The 21868-nt window shown below is 69.4% G+C and carries 21 protein-coding genes; 14 read left to right on the forward strand and 7 right to left on the reverse strand.

The features are described 5' to 3' along the window. Positions 1 to 43: 43 nt before the first annotated feature. Positions 44 to 682 (reverse strand): TetR/AcrR family transcriptional regulator, encoded by a 639-nt coding sequence (locus ACQ86G_RS19595; protein ID WP_431256884.1) that lies wholly within the window; start codon positions 680 to 682, stop codon positions 44 to 46. 174 nt (positions 683 to 856) lie between these two features. Between ACQ86G_RS19595 and ACQ86G_RS19600 the strand changes: the two genes are divergently transcribed. Continuing rightward, entirely contained in the window at positions 857 to 1597 is a 741-nt protein-coding gene (locus tag ACQ86G_RS19600) for an SDR family NAD(P)-dependent oxidoreductase (protein WP_431256885.1), read from the forward strand. 7 nt (positions 1598 to 1604) lie between these two features. Here ACQ86G_RS19600 and ACQ86G_RS19605 read toward each other — a convergent pair whose 3' ends face one another. After that, entirely contained in the window at positions 1605 to 2393 is a 789-nt protein-coding gene (locus ACQ86G_RS19605) for a MetQ/NlpA family ABC transporter substrate-binding protein (protein ID WP_431261450.1), read from the reverse strand. Between the two features lie 286 nt (positions 2394 to 2679). Between ACQ86G_RS19605 and ACQ86G_RS19610 the strand changes: the two genes are divergently transcribed. Further along, on the forward strand, positions 2680 to 3195 hold the full coding sequence (locus ACQ86G_RS19610) for a hypothetical protein (protein WP_431256886.1): 516 nt from the start codon (positions 2680 to 2682) through the stop codon (positions 3193 to 3195). Next, complete coding sequence (locus ACQ86G_RS19615; protein WP_431256887.1) at positions 3185 to 3637, forward strand: hypothetical protein; 453 nt, start codon at positions 3185 to 3187, stop codon at positions 3635 to 3637. Before ACQ86G_RS19610 ends, ACQ86G_RS19615 begins: the two co-directional genes overlap by 11 nt. On the opposite strand, the gene ACQ86G_RS19620 is transcribed toward ACQ86G_RS19615, so the two are convergent. Then, a complete protein-coding gene (locus ACQ86G_RS19620; RefSeq protein ID WP_431256888.1) occupies positions 3616 to 4218 on the reverse strand; it encodes a hypothetical protein in 603 nt (200 codons plus the stop codon). The genes ACQ86G_RS19615 and ACQ86G_RS19620 overlap by 22 nt on opposite strands. Before the next feature lie 142 nt (positions 4219 to 4360). On the opposite strand from ACQ86G_RS19620, the gene ACQ86G_RS19625 reads away from it, so the two are divergent. The 3 genes from ACQ86G_RS19625 (at position 4361) to ACQ86G_RS19635 (ending at position 7857) form a co-directional block, all read left to right on the forward strand. Next, positions 4361 to 4828 (forward strand): OsmC family protein, encoded by a 468-nt coding sequence (locus ACQ86G_RS19625; RefSeq protein ID WP_431256889.1) that lies wholly within the window; start codon positions 4361 to 4363, stop codon positions 4826 to 4828. Positions 4829 to 5005: 177 nt separating this feature from the next. After that, positions 5006 to 6652: a hypothetical protein gene (locus ACQ86G_RS19630; RefSeq protein WP_431256890.1), complete on the forward strand. Its 1647-nt coding sequence runs from the start codon at positions 5006 to 5008 to the stop codon at positions 6650 to 6652. Positions 6653 to 6678: 26 nt separating this feature from the next. After that, on the forward strand, positions 6679 to 7857 hold the full coding sequence (locus tag ACQ86G_RS19635) for a serine hydrolase domain-containing protein (protein ID WP_431256891.1): 1179 nt from the start codon (positions 6679 to 6681) through the stop codon (positions 7855 to 7857). Positions 7858 to 7888: 31 nt separating this feature from the next. Here the strand turns inward: ACQ86G_RS19635 and ACQ86G_RS19640 are convergent, their stop codons facing one another. Beyond that, on the reverse strand, positions 7889 to 8728 hold the full coding sequence (locus ACQ86G_RS19640; protein WP_431256892.1) for a PA4780 family RIO1-like protein kinase: 840 nt from the start codon (positions 8726 to 8728) through the stop codon (positions 7889 to 7891). A 427-nt stretch (positions 8729 to 9155) separates the two neighbouring features. Between ACQ86G_RS19640 and ACQ86G_RS19645 the strand changes: the two genes are divergently transcribed. Next, the gene (locus ACQ86G_RS19645; protein WP_431256893.1) at positions 9156 to 10076 is read left to right on the forward strand and encodes a YihY/virulence factor BrkB family protein; all 921 of its coding nucleotides are present in this window, start codon (positions 9156 to 9158) and stop codon (positions 10074 to 10076) included. Between the two features lie 46 nt (positions 10077 to 10122). Here ACQ86G_RS19645 and ACQ86G_RS19650 read toward each other — a convergent pair whose 3' ends face one another. Further along, complete coding sequence (locus ACQ86G_RS19650) at positions 10123 to 10557, reverse strand: hypothetical protein (protein WP_431256894.1); 435 nt, start codon at positions 10555 to 10557, stop codon at positions 10123 to 10125. Positions 10558 to 10638: 81 nt separating this feature from the next. Beyond that, a complete protein-coding gene (locus ACQ86G_RS19655) occupies positions 10639 to 12237 on the reverse strand; it encodes an aspartate:alanine exchanger family transporter (protein ID WP_431256895.1) in 1599 nt (532 codons plus the stop codon). Positions 12238 to 12384: 147 nt separating this feature from the next. On the opposite strand from ACQ86G_RS19655, the gene ACQ86G_RS19660 reads away from it, so the two are divergent. Together ACQ86G_RS19660 and ACQ86G_RS19665 are read left to right on the forward strand one after the other, a co-directional pair. Then, the gene (locus tag ACQ86G_RS19660) at positions 12385 to 13890 is read left to right on the forward strand and encodes a DASS family sodium-coupled anion symporter (RefSeq protein WP_431256896.1); all 1506 of its coding nucleotides are present in this window, start codon (positions 12385 to 12387) and stop codon (positions 13888 to 13890) included. A 95-nt stretch (positions 13891 to 13985) separates the two neighbouring features. Further along, on the forward strand, positions 13986 to 14981 hold the full coding sequence (locus ACQ86G_RS19665; RefSeq protein WP_431256897.1) for a 2-hydroxyacid dehydrogenase: 996 nt from the start codon (positions 13986 to 13988) through the stop codon (positions 14979 to 14981). Between the two features lie 30 nt (positions 14982 to 15011). Here the strand turns inward: ACQ86G_RS19665 and ACQ86G_RS19670 are convergent, their stop codons facing one another. Further along, positions 15012 to 17201 carry an ATP-binding protein gene (locus tag ACQ86G_RS19670; RefSeq protein ID WP_431256898.1) on the reverse strand — a complete coding sequence of 730 codons (2190 nt, stop codon included), beginning with the start codon at positions 17199 to 17201 and terminating at the stop codon, positions 15012 to 15014. A gap of 237 nt (positions 17202 to 17438) precedes the next feature. Here ACQ86G_RS19670 and ACQ86G_RS19675 point away from each other — a divergent pair, with 237 nt between their 5' ends. From ACQ86G_RS19675 to ACQ86G_RS19695, 5 genes are all read left to right on the forward strand, one after another. Then, positions 17439 to 17891 (forward strand): hypothetical protein, encoded by a 453-nt coding sequence (locus ACQ86G_RS19675; RefSeq protein ID WP_431256899.1) that lies wholly within the window; start codon positions 17439 to 17441, stop codon positions 17889 to 17891. Positions 17892 to 18149: 258 nt separating this feature from the next. Next, positions 18150 to 18671 carry an RDD family protein gene (locus ACQ86G_RS19680; protein WP_431256900.1) on the forward strand — a complete coding sequence of 174 codons (522 nt, stop codon included), beginning with the start codon at positions 18150 to 18152 and terminating at the stop codon, positions 18669 to 18671. Positions 18672 to 18748: 77 nt separating this feature from the next. After that, entirely contained in the window at positions 18749 to 19399 is a 651-nt protein-coding gene (locus tag ACQ86G_RS19685) for an RDD family protein (protein ID WP_431256901.1), read from the forward strand. Between the two features lie 80 nt (positions 19400 to 19479). Further along, complete coding sequence (locus ACQ86G_RS19690) at positions 19480 to 20448, forward strand: stage II sporulation protein M (protein WP_431256902.1); 969 nt, start codon at positions 19480 to 19482, stop codon at positions 20446 to 20448. Beyond that, complete coding sequence (locus ACQ86G_RS19695) at positions 20438 to 21184, forward strand: hypothetical protein (RefSeq protein ID WP_431256903.1); 747 nt, start codon at positions 20438 to 20440, stop codon at positions 21182 to 21184. The genes ACQ86G_RS19690 and ACQ86G_RS19695 overlap by 11 nt, the downstream gene beginning before the upstream one ends. Positions 21185 to 21868: the final 684 nt, after the last annotated feature.

Consider the following 21868-nt stretch of genomic DNA (forward strand, 5'->3'; position numbering starts at 1 on the left):
CGTCGTCAGACGCTGGACCGGCGGCGGGAAAAGTCCCCGCTGTTCAGGTTTTCATCCGGCCCGGGCCGGCACGGACCGGTTGCTTCTTCCCCGGCTGCGATGGTGACTGCGACTTCGACTTCGCCTGCTGGACGATGCCGTCCCAGCCGGCCATCGCGATCTCGGCGACCGCCTGGAGTTCCGATCGGTCGGCGCCGTCACGGGCGCGGATCGCCATGCCGCTCTGCACCGTCTGCAGATACCTGGCGAGGTGCGCGATGTCGAGGGCAGGCGGCAGTTCCCCATCGGCGACGCCCTGTTCCAGACGGGACGACAGCACGACGAAAGCGCCGGCCCGCGTGGTCTTCATCACTTCACCGAGTTCGTCATGCCCCTCGCTGCCCACCGTGCTCAGCGTGACCAGGCACCCGTGCGGCAGATCGCAGTCGGCGCCCGTCATGGCCGCCGCCGAATCCCGCAGGTAGGCGAGCGCCGCTTCACGGGCCGTGGCCGCCAGCCGGAACCGTCCCAGCACCAGGTGCTCGAAGGTGTCCGAGTAGAGCCGCAGCGTCTCGGCGTACAGCTCGTCCTTCGAGCCGAAGGCGGCATACAGGCTGGTCGAGCCGACGCCCAGCGCCGTGGTCAGGTCGGCGATCGATGTGGCCTCGTATCCCTTGATCCAGAAGAGCCGCATGGCCTTCATCAGCGCCTCCTCGCGATCGAAGGCACGTGGCCGGCCACGCCCGCGAGGGGCGGGCGCGGCGGTCTCCGCCGGCACGGGGATTTCTTTTGCAACGATCGCTTCATAAATGCCTTGACGATGCCAGGATCCGGATTCTACTATTAATGCATCAATCACTGCATAAATGGTGGACCCATGAAGCAACTTGCTGGAAAACGTGCCCTGGTGACGGGCGGATCTCGGGGCATCGGGGCCGCGATCGCGGTCGCGCTGGCGGAAGAAGGCGCTGACGTCGCGCTGACCTTCCAGAACTCGGGCGATCGCGCGCGGGCCGTCGTGGCGTCGATCGAGCGCCTGGGCCGCCGCGGCGTGGCCATCCAGGCCGACAGCGCGGATCCAGGCGCCATCAGGCGGTCGGTCGACGAGGCCGTTGCGGCGCTGGGGGGACTGGACATCCTGGTCAACAACGCCGGCATTGCCCGCTACAACACGATCGCGGACTTCAGCGTGGCGGACATCGACGCGCTGCTCGCGGTCAACGTCCGCGGACCCGTGCTGGCGACGCAGGCGGCCATCCCGCACCTGGGCGCGGGAGGCCGCGTGATCACCATCGGCTCCGCCGGCGCGGACCGCATCGTCGGCGCGCCGGGCACGGTCTACTACATGACGAAATCGGCGCTTCAGTCCTTCACGCGCGGGCTCGCGCAGGAGCTGGGCCCGAAGGACATCACCGCCAATCTGGTCCAGCCGGGCTCGACCGACACGGACATGAACCCGGCCGATGGCGAGAGCGCGGACTACCAGCGCAGCCTGGCGCCGCTGGGCCGTTTTGCCGCGCCCGCGGACATCGCCGCCGCGGTCACCTTCCTGGCAAGCCCGGGAGCAAGGCACCTCACGGGCACGATCATCAACGTGGATGGCGGACTGCTCGCCTGAGCACCGTTCAGAACGCGACGACCAGCGAATCCGCGAAGCGCTCTGCCACGAACTGGCGGACTTCGGGCGACTGGAAGGCGCGGACCAGCTTCGGCACCCAGGGCCGGTCCTTGTCCTGCGTCCTCACGGCGATGAGATTGGCGTAGGGGCTCCTGGCGTCTTCGATCGCGATGGCATCGCGCTTCGGGACGAGACCCGCCTGCACCGCGTAGTTCGTGTTGATCGCGCTGGCGTCGACGTCGTCCAGCGTGCGCGGCAGCTGCGCGGCGTCCACCTGGACGATCTGCAGCCTGCGCGGGTTCCCGGCGATGTCGAGCGTCGTGGCCGAGATGCCCGCGCCGGGCTTGAGCGTGAGGACGCCGGCCTTGTGCAACAGCTGCAGCGCACGGCCGCTGTTGGTCGGGTCGTTGGGGATGGCGACGCGGGCGCCGGTCGCCAGCTGATCGAGCCGCTTGATGCGTTTCGAGTAGAAGCCCAGCGGCGCCGTGACGGTCACGCCGACCGCGCTGATCTTGTAGCCGCGCGCCTGGATCTGCGATTGCAGGAAGGGCAGGTGCTGATAGCTGTTGGCCTGCACGTCGCCGGCGTCGAGGGCGGCGTTCGGCTGCACGTAGTCGGAGAACTCGACGATCTGCAGCGTGAGGCCGTCGCGGGCCGCGACCTGCTTCGCGACCTCGGCGATCTGCGCATGCGGGCCGTTGGTGACGGCGATCCGGATGATCTCCTCGGCGCGGCTCGCGCCGGTGAAGAGCAAAGCGGCAGCGGCGGTGAGGCCGAGGAGGGCGGAGCGTCGAATGGCCATGGCGATGGAGGAACAGGAGAACGGGAGAACGGCGAAGGAACGAAAAATGGCCCGGGAGGCGGGACTCCCGGGCTTGAATTGCTCGGAAAGAGCACACGGCAAAGGTCGACGTCAGGATCGCCGAGACCGCCTCGGAGGGCTACGAAGGGATGCGCAGGTGCTTATGCGTTCCGCCTAAGATCCCCTCCGGTTTCGGGGAGACGATCCCCGGTGTATCTCTCCCAACCTTCAGGAATGCACGATGGTGATGTGTTGGCCATTCCATGGCGGATCGTGTTCGATGCCGGGCGCGATGAAGCGTGCTGGACGGTTGACCGCTCGCGCAGTGGCGGGCGTTGTCTTCCTGGCGGGGCCAGTCCTTGCCATCGCCGCGCCGCCGCCAGGCGCGTCGATGGCTGGCTCCTGGGGAGTCGATGGGGGCAAGCGGGCCATGTTTTCGCTGGAGGCTCTTCAACAGGGACAGGCCGTGTGCGGACGGGTCGAGACCATCAGCGGTGACAAGGTCGACTCGGCGTGGTTTGTCGGCACGGTCGAGGCGGATGGCGCCAGGATCTCGTTCCAGCCGAACTTCACGGGCGAGGACGAGCGGGGTCGGGCCACGCTGACGGTGCTCGGCAAGGGCTGGCATTGGCAGGTGACGGAGCCGCCCGCGACGGTGAATCACATCTGGGACTTCGCCGATCTGAAGCGGAATGCCTGGGGATCGGGGCGCATGAAGCTCGTGGAGACGTGGTGCCGGTCGAAGTGGCCGGGCATCCTGGCCGGCCGGCTGGAGGAGGTGGACCTTGGCAATTGACGAGAAGCTCGGCGTCCCCGATCTTCTCGTCACGCGCGTCGATCCTCCTGACGAGGAGGCAGCGTCCGTCACCCTGACCAGCGAGGCGGGAGAGTTGGTCGCCTTCTGTTTCCCCTGCGGGCTCGTCGCCGGTTCGCGTGTGCCGAATCGGCTTTCTCCACTCGATGTTCCCGTCCTTCAGTCGGCCTACCTCGACGACTGGCCACAGGAGACTCGTGCCGTCAGCGGCGGGGATCGGCTGCAACGCGATGGGCACTATGGATATTCGGGGACCGGGCAGGTCATCGATGCCGAGCGCGGCTGGGTGCTTGTCCACGGGTTCGTGATCGATTTCGGCGACGTGCCCGCAGGAGCCAGGATTGGCCAGCCTCGCCGGCGGCGTTCGCGCAATCAGGTCGTTCGCCGATACGCCGCGGCCGCTCATCTGCTGCGCGGAATGTAGATGGGAATGACGAGTGGAATGCCCGGACCGCAGGCCTGCGTCACTGGCATCAGGCGCGGCTCCAGCACTTCGAGCTCGCCCGTGACCTTGGGATACTTCTCCCTCAGATGACGTCGCGCCGCATCGAGGTCGTCTTCCCGCGACACCCGCAACCTGCTGCCATCGGAGGCGTAGCGCACAGAACCGAGATAGAGCACCTTGCCCTTCGGGATGTCGTAGACCATGGCGTGGGCATCGCCGCACGGCGAGAAGAGGCGACCTCCGAGGATGTCCGAGGGCTTGTTGAGCTCACGCACGATGGTCAGGCCCAGGGTGTCGCCAGCGTCCGCCTTGCCGACCAGGAAGCCCTGTTGGCCGACGCCATAGAGCGTGGCGGGAAGTAGACCTTGATTGAAGCGTTCGCCGGAGACGGACCCCCTGAACAAGGACACCGTGAAGTTCTCCGGAGCGACGCCGATCATGATGATCGACTCGGACGGTGCCGGGCCCGTGGAGGACGTGTCAAGCCGACCCAGCGACGAACAGCCCGACAGCGAGACTGCGGCCATCGCGGCCGCCAGCCAAAGCAGGATCTCCCTCATTCGATACCCTTCAGATTCTTGTTGATTGGAGGCTGGCATCGTAGCGATGCGTCAACAGTGGGGACAGGTCCTGGTGCAGGCGATGGCCGGATCCGCCTTGCGGATCTGATCTACTCCCGTTGACCCACAGGAGCGACACCACATGGCACATCGCGAACACAAGTACCAGGTCACCGTGACGTGGACCGGCAACCAGGGTACCGGCACCTCCGGCTACAAGGCCTACAGCCGGGACCATGCGATCGGGTCGGCGGGCAAGGCCACGATCCTCGGGTCGTCCGATCCGGCCTTCCTGGGGGACAGGACCCGCTGGAATCCGGAAGACCTGCTGGTGGGCTCGACCAGCGCCTGTCACAAGCTCTGGTACCTCCACCTGTGCGCCGAGGCCGGCATCGCCGTGCTGGACTACGTGGACGAGGCCGAGGGCACCATGGTCGAAGGCGCGAAGGGCCGCTTCACGCAGATCGTCCTGCGGCCGCGCGTCACCGTGCGGGCCGGCGACGACGTCGACCTCGCCCGGCGTCTGCACCATGACGCGCACGAGCAGTGCTTCATCGCCAACTCGCTGAACTTTCCGGTGCTCTGCGAGCCGTCGATCCGGACGGAGTGATCCGGGGCGGCGCGTCAAGTCCCAGACGGACGCTTCCCCGTCCGGGCTGTGGCCGGCAACGCCTCGAGAAGGCAGGATGCAGTCCTCCGAATTTCCGGATCCGATCGCATGCGTCTCCCCTCCATCCGATCCGCACTCGCGGCCCGTAGCGCGTACACCGCACATGCCGCGTCTCGCTTGTCCGCCGCGCTTACCGCGCGTTACGCATTGGCGGCACTGCCTGCCTGTGCTGCTGCGCTGCTCGCCAGCCCGTCCCACGCCGCGCCTGACGCGAAGAGCCTGGTCACCGATACCGCGGCCATGAGCCAGCTCGTCGAGGCCGTGAGCTACGACGTGATGTCCGAAGCCGGGATCGACGCCTGCCAGGAAGCCGGCGCGGCCTCCGTCCCCGCGATGCGCGAGGCCTGGATCGCCTGGCGCGGGCGCTACCAGATCGCCCCGATGCGGGTGGTGCTCACCCGCATGATGCAGCGGCGCAGCGGCGACGCGTCCTGGGACAAGCTGGTCGAGCCCATGCGCCAGCGCGTGCAGAGCGATCCGCAGGCCTGCGCCACGCTCGCGCGCGAGTGGCAGGGCGGTGGCAAGGACGTCGCCGCGCGCTACCCGCAGGCGGGCGCCGTGGCGCGCGCGATCGTGCAGGCCAACCTCGTCATGCCGATCACCCCGCTGCCCGTCGCCGTCGAACCCGCGCGGGGCCAGGTCTTGCTGCCCAGCCAGGTGATCGCGCTGACGGAACAGCGCGGCAACTGGCTGGTGATCTCCGAGGAGGCTGCCCGGCGCAAGCTCGGGCTGGTCTACGTCAAGGGCCGCGTGGCCCGCGACATGCGCCGCCCCGAGAATTTCCATCTCGTGCAGGAGCAGGGCGATCGCATCGGCGAACAGGTCATCCACCTGAAATTCAACGCCGAATCCTGGCTCGGCCGGGAAGTGGTGCTGCGCGGTGTCGTCACGTCGCTGAGCCGCCTGTCGATGGACCTCGCCGACGCCGCGCTCGTCAACGATGCATCGGGCCTGACCCTGTCGCCGCTGGCGCAGACCCCGCTGGCGCGCAAGGAGGTGGCGCTGCAGCGCGTGTCGACCGCGCCAGGCAAGGGCCTGGGCGACAAGGACCTGGCCGCCGTCGTGATCCACGGTTACGCCAACAACCTCAACGGCACCCGATGGGAGGAGGACGTGCGCTTCCTGCTGCGGGACGGCACGGTCTACCGCCGCACCGACATGCCGCCGGACCAGCTCGACGTCGCCGTGTCGCGCCAGCTCGAGCCCCAGCAATGGGGCCGCTGGCGCAGCGCCGGCAAGGGTTACGCGATGCAGGCCCAGGACGACGACGGTCGTCCGTCCGGTGACTGGAAGCCCGAGGGGCACGAGGCGGTGCGCCCCTGGAGCAAGGATGCGCGGCTGGAGGGCAGCTTCAGCCGGCGCAGCTTCACCGGCAGCATGATCACCGGCGGCACCTCGGCCATGCACAGCCTTCGGTTCACGAAGGACGGCCGCTTCGAGCGCAGCTTCAGCGCCACGTCCAGCACGGGCAGCCTGCAGGCCATCACCGGCACGGTGATCGCGGGGTCGTCGCAGGGCGACGGCAAGGGCAGCAGCAGCACGGGCAGCAGCACCGTCGGCACGGGGCTCGGGACGGTCGGGGTCAGCAGCGGTACCCGCACGAAGGACGACGGCGCGAGTCGCCGCGGCAGATATCAACTGGACGGTTTCGTGATCACGCTCGAGTACGACGACGGCCACAAGGAGCGGCTGCTCAGCTTCCCCGTCGACGGCGACAACCGGTCCGTCTACGTCGGCACCGGCAGCTACGATCGCGACAAATGATGCAGCGTCGACAGCGAGGACAGAGGATGCAGCTGCCACCCCCGCGACCGCGGCGAGGTCCTGCGCTGCATCACCTGGTCGCGACCCTCGCCGTCGTGCTGGGCGGTGCCGCTCACGCGCAGGCGGCCTCCGGCTGCGAGGGCGTCTACTTCGATCCCCAGAAGCGCTTCCTCCACAACGAGGCACCGGCCGCCGCCGTCCCGCAGGCCTTGCCCGCGGGGACGCCGCTGGGCGCGGTGAGCTACAGGCCGCGCGGCTCGGCGACGGCCGTGCCGCTCGAGGACTACTTCGGCAAGTTCTGCACCACCGGCTTTCTGGTGATGCACGAGGGCCAGGTGGTGTTCGAGCGCTACCTGCAGCAGGCGCGGCCGTCTACCGCGCTGCTGTCGGCGTCGATGTCCAAGACCGTCCTCGCACTGCTGATCGGCATCGCGATCGGCGAGGGCAGGCTGTCCCTCGACGAGCGCGTCGCGACGGTGCTGCCGGACTTCCGCGACAGCGCCTTCGCCGACGACAGCGTCGAGGACCTGCTGCGCATGAGCTCGGGCGTGGCGCTGAAGAACTCGTTCCGGCCCGGCGAGGCCTCGGACAACCAGAGCACGAATCCGATGATCGAGCCCTTCACCGACGTGCGGGCTTACCTGGCGGGCAAGAAGGAGAAGGATCCCGCCGGCAAGGTCTTCAACTACAACGGCGCGGTGACGGCCGTGCTCGGCCTGATGCTGAGCGCGCGCACCGGCGTGAGCAACACCGACTACCTGTCCACGCACCTGTGGGGCCCGATGGGCGCCGAGTCGCCCGCCTACTGGATCAAGAACCGGGCAGGGCAGGAGGGCGTGCAGGGCCAGTTCGTCGCGAGCTTGCGGGACTACGCCCGGCTGGGGCAACTGATCATGACCCTCGGTCGCGTGGGTGGGCGTCAGGTCGTGCCCCAGGCGTGGATCGAGCAGATGACCCAGCTGCGCCGGGACAAGCCCCAGCCCGCGGCCGTGCCGTATTACGGGCTGCACGTCTGGATCCCGCAGGCGGCGGGCGGACGCGCCTTCGCCTGGGGCACCAACGGGCAGAACATCTTCGTGGACCCGATCGCGAAGGTCGTCATCGTGCACACCGGCAACAGCCCGGAGGCGGAGTTCAACGGCAACGACCACCTGTTCCCGATCCGGGACGCGATCACGGCGACGCTCCGGGCCCCGAAACAGTGAAGCCGTGAAGCCGTGAAGCGCCGGCGTCGGCTCACTGCATCCGCAGGCGCCGCGCGGCTTCCTCGTCCACCGCGTCGTCGATCTCGCGGATCACTTCGCCCAGATCGACCGGGCCGGTCGCGTGCTTGAACCGGCCCGTCAGCGGCGTCTCCGGCGTCAGATTGCCGCTTTCATACAAGGCCCATATCTCGTGGCCGTAGTCGGTGCTCAGCAGATCCGGGGCGAAGCCGCCGAAGAAGTCGCGCAGGTTGTTGACGTCGCGCAGCAGCATGCGCTTGGCGTGGTTGTTGCCGGCGGCGTCCACCGCCTGCGGCAGGTCGATGATCACGGGACCGTCGGCGGCCAGCAGGATGTTGAACTCGGACAGGTCGCCGTGCACCACGCCGGCGCCGAGCATGCGCACGACCTCGCCCAGCAGGCTCTGGTGGTGGGTGCGGGCCTCCTCGGCCGTGAACATCGAATCGTTCAGGCGCGGCGCCGCGTCGCCGTTCTCGTCCACGACGAGCTCCATCAGCAGCACGCCATCCATGAAGTTGTAGGGCCGTGGCACGCGCACGCCGGCGCCGGCCAGGCGATACAGCGCGTCGACCTCGGCGTTCTGCCACGCGGCCTCCTGGGCCTGGCGGCCGAACTTCGTGCCCTTGGCCATCGCCCGGGCCTGCCGGCTGTTCTTGGTCTTGCGGTTCTCGGTGTAGTCGACGGCCTGACGGAAGCTGCGCTGCGTGGCCTCCTTGTAGACCTTGGCGCAACGGGTCTCGTCGCCGCAGCGCACCACGTAGACCAGCGCCTCCTTGCCGCTCATCAGCTGACGCACGACGGTGTCGATCAGGCCTTCCTCGATCAGGGATTGGAGACGCGGGGGTGCTTTCATCGGGACCTTGAGGGGGCGTATCGGACGCCGCGGAAGGTGGCGCGCGCGATCGTGGGGATGCCATCGGGCGAATTGGCATCTTCTCATGACAGGGCCGCGGGTTCACCGGCGCCGAGTCCGTCCGGCGCGCCGATTGCCCTTGCGGACGGCGGCTTGTGCTGCGCCGGACCACAGGGAGCGCCGGGGTGAATCGTTCGACGAATGGTCTGTGAATCGTTCGATGAATAGTTCGATGAATAGTTCAGGAGCGCTTTGGACAGATGGACTTTCGCTGGGCGAGAAGCTTGCGGTTTGGCGCCGCTCCCTCTGAAAGCTTGCTCCGAAGCGGATGAAACAGGGGCGTTCCCAGGGCGCGCCAGAACGGACGAAATGAATGCCTCATGAATAGTTCGGCGAATACCTCACGCATCGAAAGATGGATGCCCGCATGTCCTGGATGCGCAGATTCCGCGACCGACCGCGTCTGAGCGGACTGCTGCGTTGGGCCCGCCTGGCGGCCATACGCACGCCCGTCGTCGGCGTGCTGCTGCTCGCCATCCGCAACTACGTGCAGCACCAGAGCGCCAACCAGGCGGGGAGCATGGCGTTCTCGATGGTGCTGTCGATGTTCCCGCTCCTGCTGCTGGTGTCGGCGGGCGCCGCGTACATCGGCTCGCCGGGCGACGCGGCCGCGCTGGCGGGCCGGGTCGTGGAGTACGCGCCGCCGCTCGTGCGCAGCGCGCTGCAGCCGGTGGTCAACCAGGTGCTGGCCCAGCGCAGTCAGGCGCTGCTGGCCATCGGCCTCTTCGTCACCTTGTGGACGGCCTCATCCGGCATGCAGGCCGTGCGCACGGCGTTGAACCGCGCCTACGCCATCGAGCGCGGCCTGCCGTTCTGGCGCGCGCGCCTCAAGGTCACGCTGTTCACGCTGATCGTCGGCGGCGCCATCCTCGCCATCTTCAGCTCCGTGATCGTGATGCCCTACGTCTGGGAGGCGCTGGAGAACAGCGTGGGCAAGGGCCGTGAGACGCTGTGGGTGCGCAACAGCGTGCGCTATGGCGTCGCGTTCCCGGTGCTGGTCGTGCTGTATGCGCTGCTCTACGGCTGGTTGCCGGACGTCCGCCTGCGACTGCGCACGGTGCTGCCCGGCGCGCTCGTCGGCGCAGCGCTCTGGGTGGCGGCGGCAGCGACGCTCTCGTACACGCTGCGCAGCGCCGGCAAGCTGGCGCTGCTCTACGGCAGCTTCGCCGGCGTGGTCGCCACGCTGGTGTTCCTCTACATCAGCGCGACGACGCTGATCTATGGGGCGGAGGTGAATGCGGTCATCCGCGGACGGCTGGCGGAGGAGTCAGAGCCGGGGTCCGTCTGAATCCGAACGGTCACGACATGGTTGGTGGCCGCTCGGATGCACAGGGTCAGGACTTGCCCGAAGCGGCCAGTTCCTTGAATCTCCGGACCACGTAGCGCGAGTGGACGGCATCCAGCTTGGCGCGCAGGCTGGCGTGGTCCAGCAGCTTTTCACCCAAGGAGACCTCCTCGGCGATCGCCAGCGCCTCCGGCATGACGACGGCCGCGTTCCGGGTCAGCGCATCGAGGATCCTGCGCGTGAAGGGTTGCAGCAGATAGTCATCCTCGAACTCACCGATGAGATCGTTCAGGTCGCACAGCAGGTGGACCATGGCGCCTTCACGAAGCAGACTTCCGTCGATCTCATGCCGCTGCTCCGCCTCGACCTCGACGTCGATGAAGGCGAAGGGATCAAAGTCGCCTTGACTCAGGTAGACGGTCTGGTCATTCGTGATGCCGCCTTCCCTGGCCAGGTGATAGTAGAGAAGCAGCACCGCGGCCATGGCGCTGTTGCCGACGGCGCAGTTGTCTGAAGTGATGAGCATGAGAGGGGCGGTCGAATCGGGGAGCGGCGTCGGCGAGGATTATGAATACGACATCGCCACCACCTGCACCAGCACGATCTTCACGATCGTCATCGACGGGAAGATCATCGCGTAGCCGATGTCGGGCTGGTCGGTGGGCGCGATGCGGTTGCAGAAGGCCAGGATCGCCGGGTTGCCGGTGGCCCCAGCGACAATGCCCGCTGCGGCATCGAATGGCAGTCGGAAGACGACCGTCGCCATCAGCAGGGTCACGATGACCAGGACCGACACGATCGCGCTGCCGAGCGCCAGGTAGAGCCAGCCGCTCTCCGCGATCGTGGCGGCGAAGGTGGATCCCGACGAGATCCCCACCACCGCGAGGAACACCGTCAGCCCGAAGTTGCGCAGCACCAGGTTGGCCGAGATCGGCATCACCCACGTGAGCGGCCCGGTGCGGCGGCGCCAGCCCAGCAGCAGCGCGACCAGCAGCAGCCCCGCGAAACCCAGCGAGAGATGACCCAGCAGCGGCAGCGGCAGGCTGATCGCGCCGACCGCCAGCCCCAGCGTCACGCCGACGCCCAGGCCGATGTAGCTCACCTCGCCGGTGGCGCGCACCGAGTCGCCGAAGTAGCGGCTCAGCGTCGGGAAGCTTTCGCGCGGCGCGAGCACGCCGACGCGGTCGCCGAATTCCAGCACCCGGTCCGCGTGCGGTGCGAGGTCCACGTCGCTGCGCCGCAGATGCAGGATGCGCGCGCGGCATTCGGGCGGGAGCTGCAGTTCCGACAGCCGCTTGCCGGCCAGCTGCGGGCTGGAAACGAAGAAGCGCTCGTAGTCGAACTCGCTGCGGTCGCGCAGGATGCGCCCCGGTTCCGCATGGCCGAAACGCAGCGCGGCGTTCTTCAGCGCGGCGGGATCGGTGCCGCTCAACAGCAGCACGTCGCCGCGCTGGAGCTCCACCTCGGGCGCCGCGCCCATGTTGTGATGGCCCCGCCGGATCGCGGAGATCGCCACGCCCTGCGGCAGCGTCTGCGACACCGCGGCGACCGTGCGGCCGAGCACGGCGACATCGTCGACGCCGACTTCCTCCACGTGGAGCGACGGCGGCGCAGGGTGCGACAGCTTCGGCTTGCGCCACGCGTTGTAGACACCGAGAAGCAGGATCGGGATCGCCACGCCGACCGGGTAGGCGACGGAGTACCCCGTCGCCGGCGACGGTCCGAAGACCGCCAGCGCCGCCTGCAGCGCCGCCGTGCTGGTACCCGCGCCGGAGAAGGCGCCCAACGCCCTGGGCAGCTCCACGCCGGGCCAGAACCGCGTCGCCGCGATCATCAGGCCGAGCGAGGCCAGAACCCCCAGCAGCGCCGCCGCATTGGCCTTGGCGCCGCGCGCGCTGGTCAGGCCGCGCAGGAACTGCGCGCCGTAGGCGATGCCCACGCCGTAGAGGAACAGCATCAGCCCCAGGTTGCCGATGAGCGCGGGCAGCTTCAGCTGCGGGGCGGACGCACCGATCGCGAGACCGACGAACAGCACCGCGCCCGATCCGAGCGCGAAGCCCTTGATGCTGCGGGCCCCCAGCCAGTACCCCACCGCGATCGTGAGGAACAGCGCCAGCAGCGGCTGGGCCGCCAGGAAGAGTCCGAACCGGTCGACGACATCCATGGATAGCCACCCCAGGCATTGATCGTGTCGAGTTTAGGGGCCAGTCCTTGCCACGTGCACGAAGCTTGACGCAACACCAGTGTTGATCGACCCTGCGACCGTTCCTTCGTGATTCAATCAACTGGACATTCCAGGGGGACGCTGCGCATGACAGCCCGGTTGATCGCGCTCTATCGCTATTTCAAGCAGGCGGTGCCGTTCCGCCTGATCCCCGCGTTCATCACGACCGGGGTGCTCATCGGCCTGCTCCTGGTGCCGGTGCCGGACGGGCTCAGGCCCGAGGCCTGGCACCTGGTCGCCATCTTCCTGACCACCATCGTGGCCATCATCCTGAAGGTGATGCCGATCGGCGTGATGGCGATGATGGCCATCGTCATCCTGTCGCTGGCCCAGGTGACGTCGCCGACCTCCAAGGGCGCGATCACCGACGCGCTGAGCAGCTTCTCCAACCCGCTGATCTGGCTGATCGTCGTGGCGGTGCTGATCTCGCGCGGGCTCAAGAAGACCGGGCTGGGCAGCCGCATCGGGCTGATGTTCATCGCCTTGATGGGAAAACGCACCGTCGGCATCGGTTATGGACTGGCGATCTGCGAGCTCGTGCTCGCGCCGTTCACGCCCAGCAACACCGCCCGCGGTGGCGGCATCGTGCATCCGATCATGAAGTCGATCGCCAGCGCCTTCGACTCCGATCCGGCCACCGGCACGCAGGGCAAGGTCGGCACCTACCTCGCGCTGGTCAACTACCACGCGAATCCGATCACCTCGGCGATGTTCCTCACCGCCACCGCGCCCAACCCGCTGGTGGTCGACTACGTCGCCAAGGCCACCGGGCAGTCGCTGCACCTCACCTGGACCACCTGGGCGCTGTGCATGCTGCTGCCGGGGCTGGTCGCGCTGCTGACGATGCCGCTGGTGGTGTTCCTGCTCGCGCCGCCCGAGCTCAAGGCCACGCCCAACGCCGTCGCGTACGCGCGCGGCGAGCTGGCCCGCATGGGGCCGCTGTCCGGGAAGGAGCGCGTGATGCTCGGTGTCTTCGGCCTGATGCTGCTGCTGTGGGCGAACGTGCCCGCGATGATCTTCGGGCCGGGGTGGACGCTGGATCCGACGGTGGTGGCCTTCCTGGGCCTGTTCGCGCTGATCATCACCGGCACCATCGACTGGGACGACGTGCTGTCCGAGAAGAGCGCGTGGGACACGCTGATCTGGTTCGGCGCGCTGGTCATGCTCGCGGAGCAGTTGAACAAGCTGGGCGTGATCTCGTGGTTCTCGATCGGCATGCGCGATGCAATCGTGGCCAGCGGCATGGGCTGGTTCTGGGTCGCCGCGGTGCTGGTGGCGGCGTTCGTGTTCTCGCACTACCTCTTCGCGAGCACCACCGCCCACATCAGCGCGATGATGCTGGCCTTCCTGACCGTCGGCGCGCAGCTGGTACCGGGCGACTACCTGGTGCCGTTCATGCTGATGATGACGGCGGGCTCGGCGATCATGATGACGCTGACCCACTATGCGACGGGAACCTCGCCGATCATCTTCGGCAGCGGCTATGTGACGATGGGGCAGTGGTGGCGCGTGGGCGCGGTGATGTGCGTGCTGGAGCTGCTGATCTTCGCGATCGTGGGCACGGCATGGTGGCGCGTGCTGGGGATGTGGTGAGATCGCAGGAGCCACCGTACTTCAACCGCCGCTGGCCCTCACCCCGGCCCTCTCCCGCAAGCGGGAGAGGGAGTAAGAGGCAAGGAGCAGGAACGATGAAAACCGCCGTCTTCAGTACCCGCCGGTACGACCAGACCCTGCTGCAGCAGGCCAACCGGGAGATCGGTCATGAGCTGGTGTTCGTGCAGGACCGCCTGACCGTCGACACGGTCGCGCTGGCCGCCGGATGCAAGGCCGTGTGCGTCTTCGTCAACGACGCCGTGGATGCCGAGGTGCTGACCCGGCTCGCCGCGCAGGGCACGCTGCTGGTGGCGACGCGCTCGACCGGCTTCAACCACATCGACGCCGAGGCCGCGCGCCGGCTCGGCATCGAGGTCGTCCGCGTCACCGACTACTCGCCGTACTCGGTCGCCGAGTTCGCCGTGGGCCTGCTGCTCGCGGTCAACCGCAAGATCGTCCGCGCCAGCGTGCGCACGCGGGACGGCAACTTCGAGCTCGACGGCCTGATGGGTGTCGACCTCCATGGCAAGACGGTGGGCGTGATCGGCACCGGCAAGATCGGGACGATCTTCGCGCGCATCATGGCGGGCTTCGGCTGCACGGTGCTGGGCCACGACGCGTATCCGAAGGCCGAATTCGAGGACCTCGGCGGCCGCTACCTGCCGCTGCCCGCGCTGATGGCGCAGTCGGACGTGATCTCGCTGCACTGCCCGTTGACCGAGCAGACGCGTCACATCGTCGATGCCGGCTCGCTGGCGCAGCTCAAGCGCGGCGCGATCCTGGTGAACACCAGCCGCGGCGGGCTCGTCGACACCGAGGCGGCGACGCAGGCGCTGAAGACGGGCCAGCTCGGCGGCCTGGCGATCGACGTCTACGAGCAGGAGGCCAGCCTGTTCTTCCAGGACCTGTCCTCCACGGTGATCCACGACGACGTGATCCAGCGGCTGGTGTCCTTCCCGAACGTGATCGTCACCGGGCACCAGGCCTTCTTCACCGTCGAGGCCATCGGCCAGATCATGGCCACGACGCTGGAGAGCCTCAGCGCGTTCGAGCGCGGGGAGCCGCTGGTGAACCGGATCCCGCAGGACTGAGGCAGCAGGACGATCGAGCAGGTCGATCGATCAGGTGCCGCTGGCCACCCCGGCGCCGGGCGTGTCGCCAGCGACGGTGAACGAGAACACCACAGTCGGTGCGTCGTACCGGTAATCCAGCGCTCCGCCGTGCTCCTCGACGATGCGGTGCGTGATGTAGAGCCCCAGGCCGAGCCCGCTGCGGTTGGGCGCGCCGCGCTCCAGGCCGCGCTTGAACGGCTCGAACAGCTCGGCGGCCACGGCGGACGGAATCTCGTCGGCCTCGTTGGCAACGCTGAATCGCTGACCGCCGTCACCGGTCGGCGCGAGCACCACCGTCACCGGGCGCCCCGGCGCGCCGTAGTGCCGCGCGTTCGAGATGAGGTTGGACATCGCCTGCGCCAGCCGCACGGGATCGCCGCTCACCGTGGCAGGACCCGCCGTGCGGGCGACGATCTCGAAGCCGGGATGGCCCATGCGGACCTCTTCGACCAGGTCCAGCAGCAGCGCCTCCAGGTCCAGCGATCGCAGTTCGGTGTGCAGCTGCATGCCGACCTCCGCCCGGCTGAAATCCAGCACCTGCGTGATGAGCCGATGCATCCGTCCGCTCGAGGCATCCAGCCGGGCGCCGAGCCGTCCCGTCTGCGCCGGATCCGGCTCGCGCTTGAGCACGCCGGCCACCATCTGGATCGCCTGCAGCGGATCGCGCAGGTCGTGGCCGAGCATGGCCAGCAGGTTGCGCCGCGCCGCCTCGACTTCCGCATGCCGTGCCGCCGCCGTGCGCTGCAGCTCCAGCATCAGCTGCTTGCCGAAGCGCACGTCCGTTTCAGTCCAGGGCTCCGCGCAGTCCTTGACCTGCTCGCGCCATTCCGCGAAGGAGCCGCGCGGCGTCAACCGCGGACCGTTGGGGCCGCGCGCCACGACCTTGTCGGGCTGGCCGGCCCAGCGGACCGTCTCGCGCTGCTCCTTGCGCAGCGCGATCAGCCGGCCGCCGTTGCTGGCGTCGAAGGGCAGGCACATGGCGCCGACCCATTGACCGATCAGCGGCCGCAGCGCCTCGGGCCAGTCGTCGCTGCAGGAGCGCAGGGCCGGCATGTCGCCGGTCCAGGGCACCGTCGCGATGGCCACGGCCAGCTCCTGCGGCAGGTCCCCGGCCGGCACCACCTTGCTCTGCTGCGCCAGCACCAGCGCGTCGGCGCGCAGGACGTCGCGCAGGCGCGCCGACTGGCCGAGCAGCGCCGTGATCGCGTCGTCCGCGATGCCGATGTCGGCCGCCAGTCCGGCCACCAGCGAGGCCGTGTCGGCCTGGCGTCGTGCGAACTCGCGCGCCTCGATCGTCGCGATCGCCGAGGACAGGATGTGGGCCAGCACGTCGCAATCCGAGCGCACCGGGTAGGGCACCTGCAGCGAGCTCATGTGGTGGCAGGCGATCAGGCCCCAGAGCTTGTCGTTGACGACGATGGAGACGCTCATCGACGCGCCCACGCCCATGTTGTGCAGGTACTCGACGTGGATCGGCGAGACGCTGCGCAGCACCGAGTGCGTCAGGTCCAGCGGCGGCGCCTCCGGGTGGCCGACCAGCGCGACCGCGCGGTAGCTGACGTGCGGGATCAGCCGCAGCGTGTTGAGCAGGTAGAGCCGGCGCGCCTGCGCCGGGATGTCGCTGGCCGGGTAGCGCAGGCCGCGGTACGAGGAGAGTGCGTCCGACTTCGCCTCCGCCTCGACCTCGCCGCTGTCGTCGTGGCGGAAGCGGTAGGCCATCACCCGGTCGAAGCCGGTCCATGCGCGGATGGCGTCGACGGCCACCTGCAGCACCGCCTCCATCGAGCCGGCGCGGCGGATGCGGTCGTAGACCCGCGCCTGGGAGCTCAGCGGCGCCAGCGGCTGGGTGCGGGGCTCGATCTCGATCAGGGTGTGGTGGTCGTGGACGTGGACCACCGCATCGTGCGCCCGGCCGCCGATCTCGACCTCGCAGAAGGCCGGCATGCCGGGCGTCAGCGCGGCCTCGTCGGCCAGCAGGGTCAGCTCGCCGTGCACCGTGCCGGGCAGGGCCAGGTCCTGCCACGGCAGTCCCAGCGTGGGCTGCAGGCCGAGCAGGGCGGGCACGTTGTCGCTCCAGGCGGCAATCCGGCCTTCGCGCAGCGCGATCAGCAGGCCGTGCGGCTGGATCGATCCCGGGATGTGGATGGGCTCGTCGGCGCAGGACTGCAGCGTCGGAAACGAAGGCTCGAGACGTTCCATGGTGACAGTGGGGAGGGGGCCCCGGACTGTACCTGCCGGCCCGGTGCGCCAGTCCCCTGGTGGACCCTGGGACGCGGGAGTGGCCGGCGGCCGCGGTCAGTGGTCCGGGCGCCGGGCTGCCCGGAGGGGCGGGTGCCAGGCGCGCTTCCCACGTCCGGGAATGCGGATTGCCAGGAAGCCTGTCCGGCGCCGATATCCCGCGCCGCCTCGGAACTTCGTTCCCTTGGAGGACCGGCGATGAAGCAATTCAGCATCTTCCTGACTGCGTTCTGCGTGACCCTGGTCGCGGCGGCCGCCATCGCGCAGACGACCGAGCCGCCGGCCACGGGCAATGCCAGCCGGCGCCAATCCGGCACCGTGGGGCCGCCGCTGGATGCGGCGTCGATGAACCAGCCCGCCGCGTCGGCGACGCGGTCGCCACCATCGACGGGGCCTGCGGGGACGCCGGCGCCGGCCACGGCGCCCACGCAGTCGACCAGCCCGTCGCCCACCCATTCGTCGAGTCCGGTGCCGAGTCCGGCCCCGGCTCCGGAGGCCGAGCCCGCCGACGTCACGCCGCCTGCCGCCACCGCGCCCGCCGAGGCTGCCAAGCCCGCCGCGGGCAGCCGGGCCAGCCGCCGCGCGAGCGGCCGGGTGACGGAGGCGGACGGATCCGCCGGCGGGTTGCCGGTCCGTCCCGACCGGAACTGAAAGTTCGGCCGGACCGCAGTCGAGGCGGTGGACGCTTCGGATTTCCCGGGTCGGTGACGACCAGAATCACAATCCGGGACTCGTCCGAGGCACGGCCCGCGTCAGGCTCACGCAAGACCCGGCCCCGGCGTGGCGTGCCGATGACGGCAATCCCCCCAGAGGGTGTGGCGGATCCCGTCCAGGTCGGTGATGCCCCCATCGACCACTCCCAGAAGCGCTGACACAATGCCCTCCAAAATTCTGAGAGGGAGTGAAAGCATGTCCGTTTCCAACGAAGACCGTTTCGCACCGCCCCAGGCCGTGGTGGCGGATGTGGCGACCGCCGAGTCCGGCGACGTCCTGGCCGGCCGGGGCATCCGCCTCGTCGCGGCGATCGTCGATGCCGCCATCCTCTGGCTCGTCCTGATGGTCGTCGCCTTCCTGGTACCGCCGATCAAGGAGGTGCTGGCCCAGCGCGGGGCGACCTTCTCCATGACGGCCCTGAACCTGTCGTCGCTGTTCCTCGGCTTCACCTGCTTCCTGATCGTCCAGTCCTGGCCGCTGCTGACGCGCGGGCAGACCGTGGCCAAGATGCTCTTCAAGATCCGCATCGTCCGCACGGACGGCTCCAAGCCGGATGCGTTGCGCTTGCTCGGCCTGCGCTACGGCATCGGCTTCCTGCTGAACGTCAACGTGATCACCTCGATGATCTACGCGCTGCTCGACTGCCTGCTGATCTTCCGCGAGTCGCGCCAGTGCCTGCATGACACGATCGCCGACACGAAGGTGATCAAGCTCTGAGCTCGCATCCCGCCGCGCCCGCGCCCCGCATCGACACGCTGGCGCAGGCCGAGACGCCTGAAGGCATCGTCCTGTCCTTGCGGCCCGCCGGGCTGGTGGCGCGGACCATGGCCTTCCTGCTCGACCTGCTCATCCGGCTGATCCTCGACCTCATCCTCGTGATGGCCCTGGGGGCAACGGGCCTGGGCGGGCTGGGCCACGGCCTGATGCTGATCGGGATGTTCCTCGTGGAATGGCTGTATCCGATCGCCTTCGAGCTGGGACGCTCCGGCGCCACCCCCGGCAAGCAGGCGGCGGGCCTGCGCGTGGTCATGGACACCGGCCTGCCGGTCACCCCGGCGGCGTCGGTCACCCGCAACCTGCTGCGCGTCGCCGACTTCCTGCCGCTGGGGTATGCCTTCGGCATCGTGACGATGCTGCTGCACCGCGATTGCAAGCGCCTGGGCGACCTGGCCGCCGGCACGCTGGTGGTCCATGCCAGGCCCGTGGTCCTGCACGACGCGCCGCCCGCCGCGTCGCCGCTGGCGCCGGCGCGCCCGCTGAAGCAGGGCGAGCAGGCCGCCATCCGGTCCTGGGCCGGCCGCGCGAAGCGGCTGACGCCGGAACGCCTCGAGGAGCTCGCGCTGCTGGCCGTCCCGGTGCTGCCGGCGGAGGAGCCGGGCGCCAGGCCGCGCGGCGCGACCGACCGCCTGCTCGGCGTCGCGCAATGGTTGATGGGCAAGCGGTGAGGGCGGCGTCGATGAGCAAGCCCGACGAGAACGCGCGCATGAGAAAGCCCGCGTGAGAAAGCCCGCATGAGGACCCTCGCATGAGCCCGATGCATTTCGAGGCGACCTACGGCCCGCTGTGGGACGCCTTCGCCGCCGAACTCTCGCTCGCCAGGCAGGGCAAGGGCGTGGACGGCGCGCTGCTCGCGTCGCAGTACCGCCGCGTCTGCGAGCACCTCGCGCTGGCGCAGTCGCGCGCCTATCCGATCCACCTGGTGGCGCGGCTCGAAACGCTGACGCAGGACGCGCACCAGCTGATCTACCGCCGCCAGGACTACGGGCTGCAGCAGCTGTCGCGTCTGCTGCGCGTGGACCTGCCCCGCGCGGTCCGCGCGCAGGGGCACTTCGTGCTGGCGGCACTGGTGCTGTTCGCCGTGCCGCTGGTCGCGGCCTTCCTGCTGGCGTGGTCCGGTCCCGACTTCGCGCTCCGGATGCTGGATGCCGCCCAGCTGCGCAACTACGAGGCGATGTACGGCGACGGCAAGCAGGTGCTGGGCCGCCTGCGCGAGGCCGGCGACGACTGGCAGATGTTCGGCATCTACATCTTCCACAACGTGGGCATCGGTTTCCGCTGCTTCGGCGCCGGCATCCTGGCGGGCGTCGGCAGCGCCTTCGTGCTGCTCTACAACGGGCTGATGATCGGCGCGGTCGCCGGGCATCTGCAGCGCGTCGGCCTGGGGCACAACTTCTGGCCCTTCGTCGCCACGCATTCGGCCTTCGAGCTCACTGGCATCGTGCTGGCCGGCGCGGCCGGGCTGCGCATGGGCCTGGGCTGGCTGGCGCCCGGACGGCGCAGCCGTCTCGAGGCGCTGGCCGCGTCCGCGCGCGCGTCCGTGCCCGTCGTGTACGCGGCCTTCTTCCTGCTGCTGGTGGCCGCGGCCTTCGAGGCCTTCTGGTCCTCCGCGGCCTGGATCGCGCCGGGCGTGAGGTACGGCGTGGCGGCCGTGTGCTGGATCCTGGTGGTCCTGTGGCTGGGCCTGATGGGACGGGAGCGGCGCCATGCGGGTTGACGGCCTGGCCATCGTCCTGCGTCCGCGCAGCCAGGCCGAGGCCTGCGACCTGGGCCTGGCGCTGGTGCGCTCGCAGGCGGCGTCGATCTGGCGCTGCTTCACGCCGCTGCTGCTGGCGGTCGCGGTGCTGGCGATGTGCACCGTGGAACTGGGCGGCGGCGTGCCCGTCCTGATCCTCTTCTGCCTCAAGCCGTGGCTGGACCGCAGCCTGCTGTTCGTGATGTCGCGCGCCGTCTTCGGCGAGGCGACGCGCTGGAGCGACCTGTGGCGCGCGCGCCGGCAGGTCTTCGGCGGGCAGTTCCTGCGCACGGTGCTGTGGCGGCGGTTCTCGCCGTGGCGCGCCTACACGCAGCCGATCGAGCAGCTCGAGGGCCAGCGCGGCGCCGCGCGGCGCCAGCGCGCCAAGCTGATGCTCAACGACAACCGCGGTGCCGCCACGGCGCTGCAGACCGCGTTCGCGCATGCCGAGGGCGTGCTCTGCTACGCGCTGATCGCGCTCGTCTGGTGGTTCGCGCCGGAGAACCGCAGCGCCGGCGTGTGGGACTGGTTCTTCCATCCGGACGCGCACGCGGCCGGGCAGCTGGGGCTGGACCTCGCGATCGCGTCGGCCTACGCGCTGGTGGTGCTGTTCCTGGAGCCGTTCTACGTCGCGGCGGGATTCGCCATGTACCTGAACCGTCGCGTGGTCCTCGAGGCCTGGGACATCGAGCAGGAGTTCCGCCGTGCGTTCGCGTGAAGGGCGGCTCGCGGCCGTGATCCTGGCGTGCGGCGGTGCCGCCGCCGCCGCCGCCGCCGTCGCTGCTGAAACCGCCGCCGAGCCTCGGCCGGCGCCCGAGCCGGCGAAGGTTGCCGCCTCGGCCATCGATGCGGAGACCGTGTGGCGGGCCGAGCGCGAGGTCCGCGCCGACCCGCTGTGGGCCGGCGACGAGAAGAAGAAGGTCCTGCGCCTCAAGAAGAAGGCCCCCGAGGACAAGCCGCCGGACAAGGACAAGACGGGCAAGGGCGCGCGGTGGTGGACTGACCTGTTCAGCAGCCTGTCGTCGGGCCTGCGCGTGGCCTTGTGGCTGATCGGCGCCGCGGCGCTGATCTGGGTGCTGCTGCGCCTGCGGGACTGGCTCAAGGGCCAGGGCGGCGGTCGCGCGCTCCAGGTCGCGCCGCCGACGCACGTCGGGACGCTGGACATCCGCCCGGAGAGCCTGCCGGCCGACATCGGCGCCGCCGCGCGCGCGCTCTGGCGGGGCGGTGAGCAGCGGGCCGCGCTGTCGCTGCTGTACCGCGGCGCGCTGTCGCGGCTGGTCCACGGGCACGGCGTGCCGATCCGCTCGGCCAGCACCGAGCGCGAATGCCTGGTCCTGGCGGCGCCGCGGGTGTCGCCGTCCGCGCTGGACTACCTGTCGCGCCTGGTGTCGGGCTGGCAGGC

Origin of the sequence: Roseateles chitinivorans, assembly GCF_050632145.1 — a bacterium.
Taxonomy (GTDB): domain Bacteria; phylum Pseudomonadota; class Gammaproteobacteria; order Burkholderiales; family Burkholderiaceae_C; genus Roseateles; species Roseateles chitinivorans_B.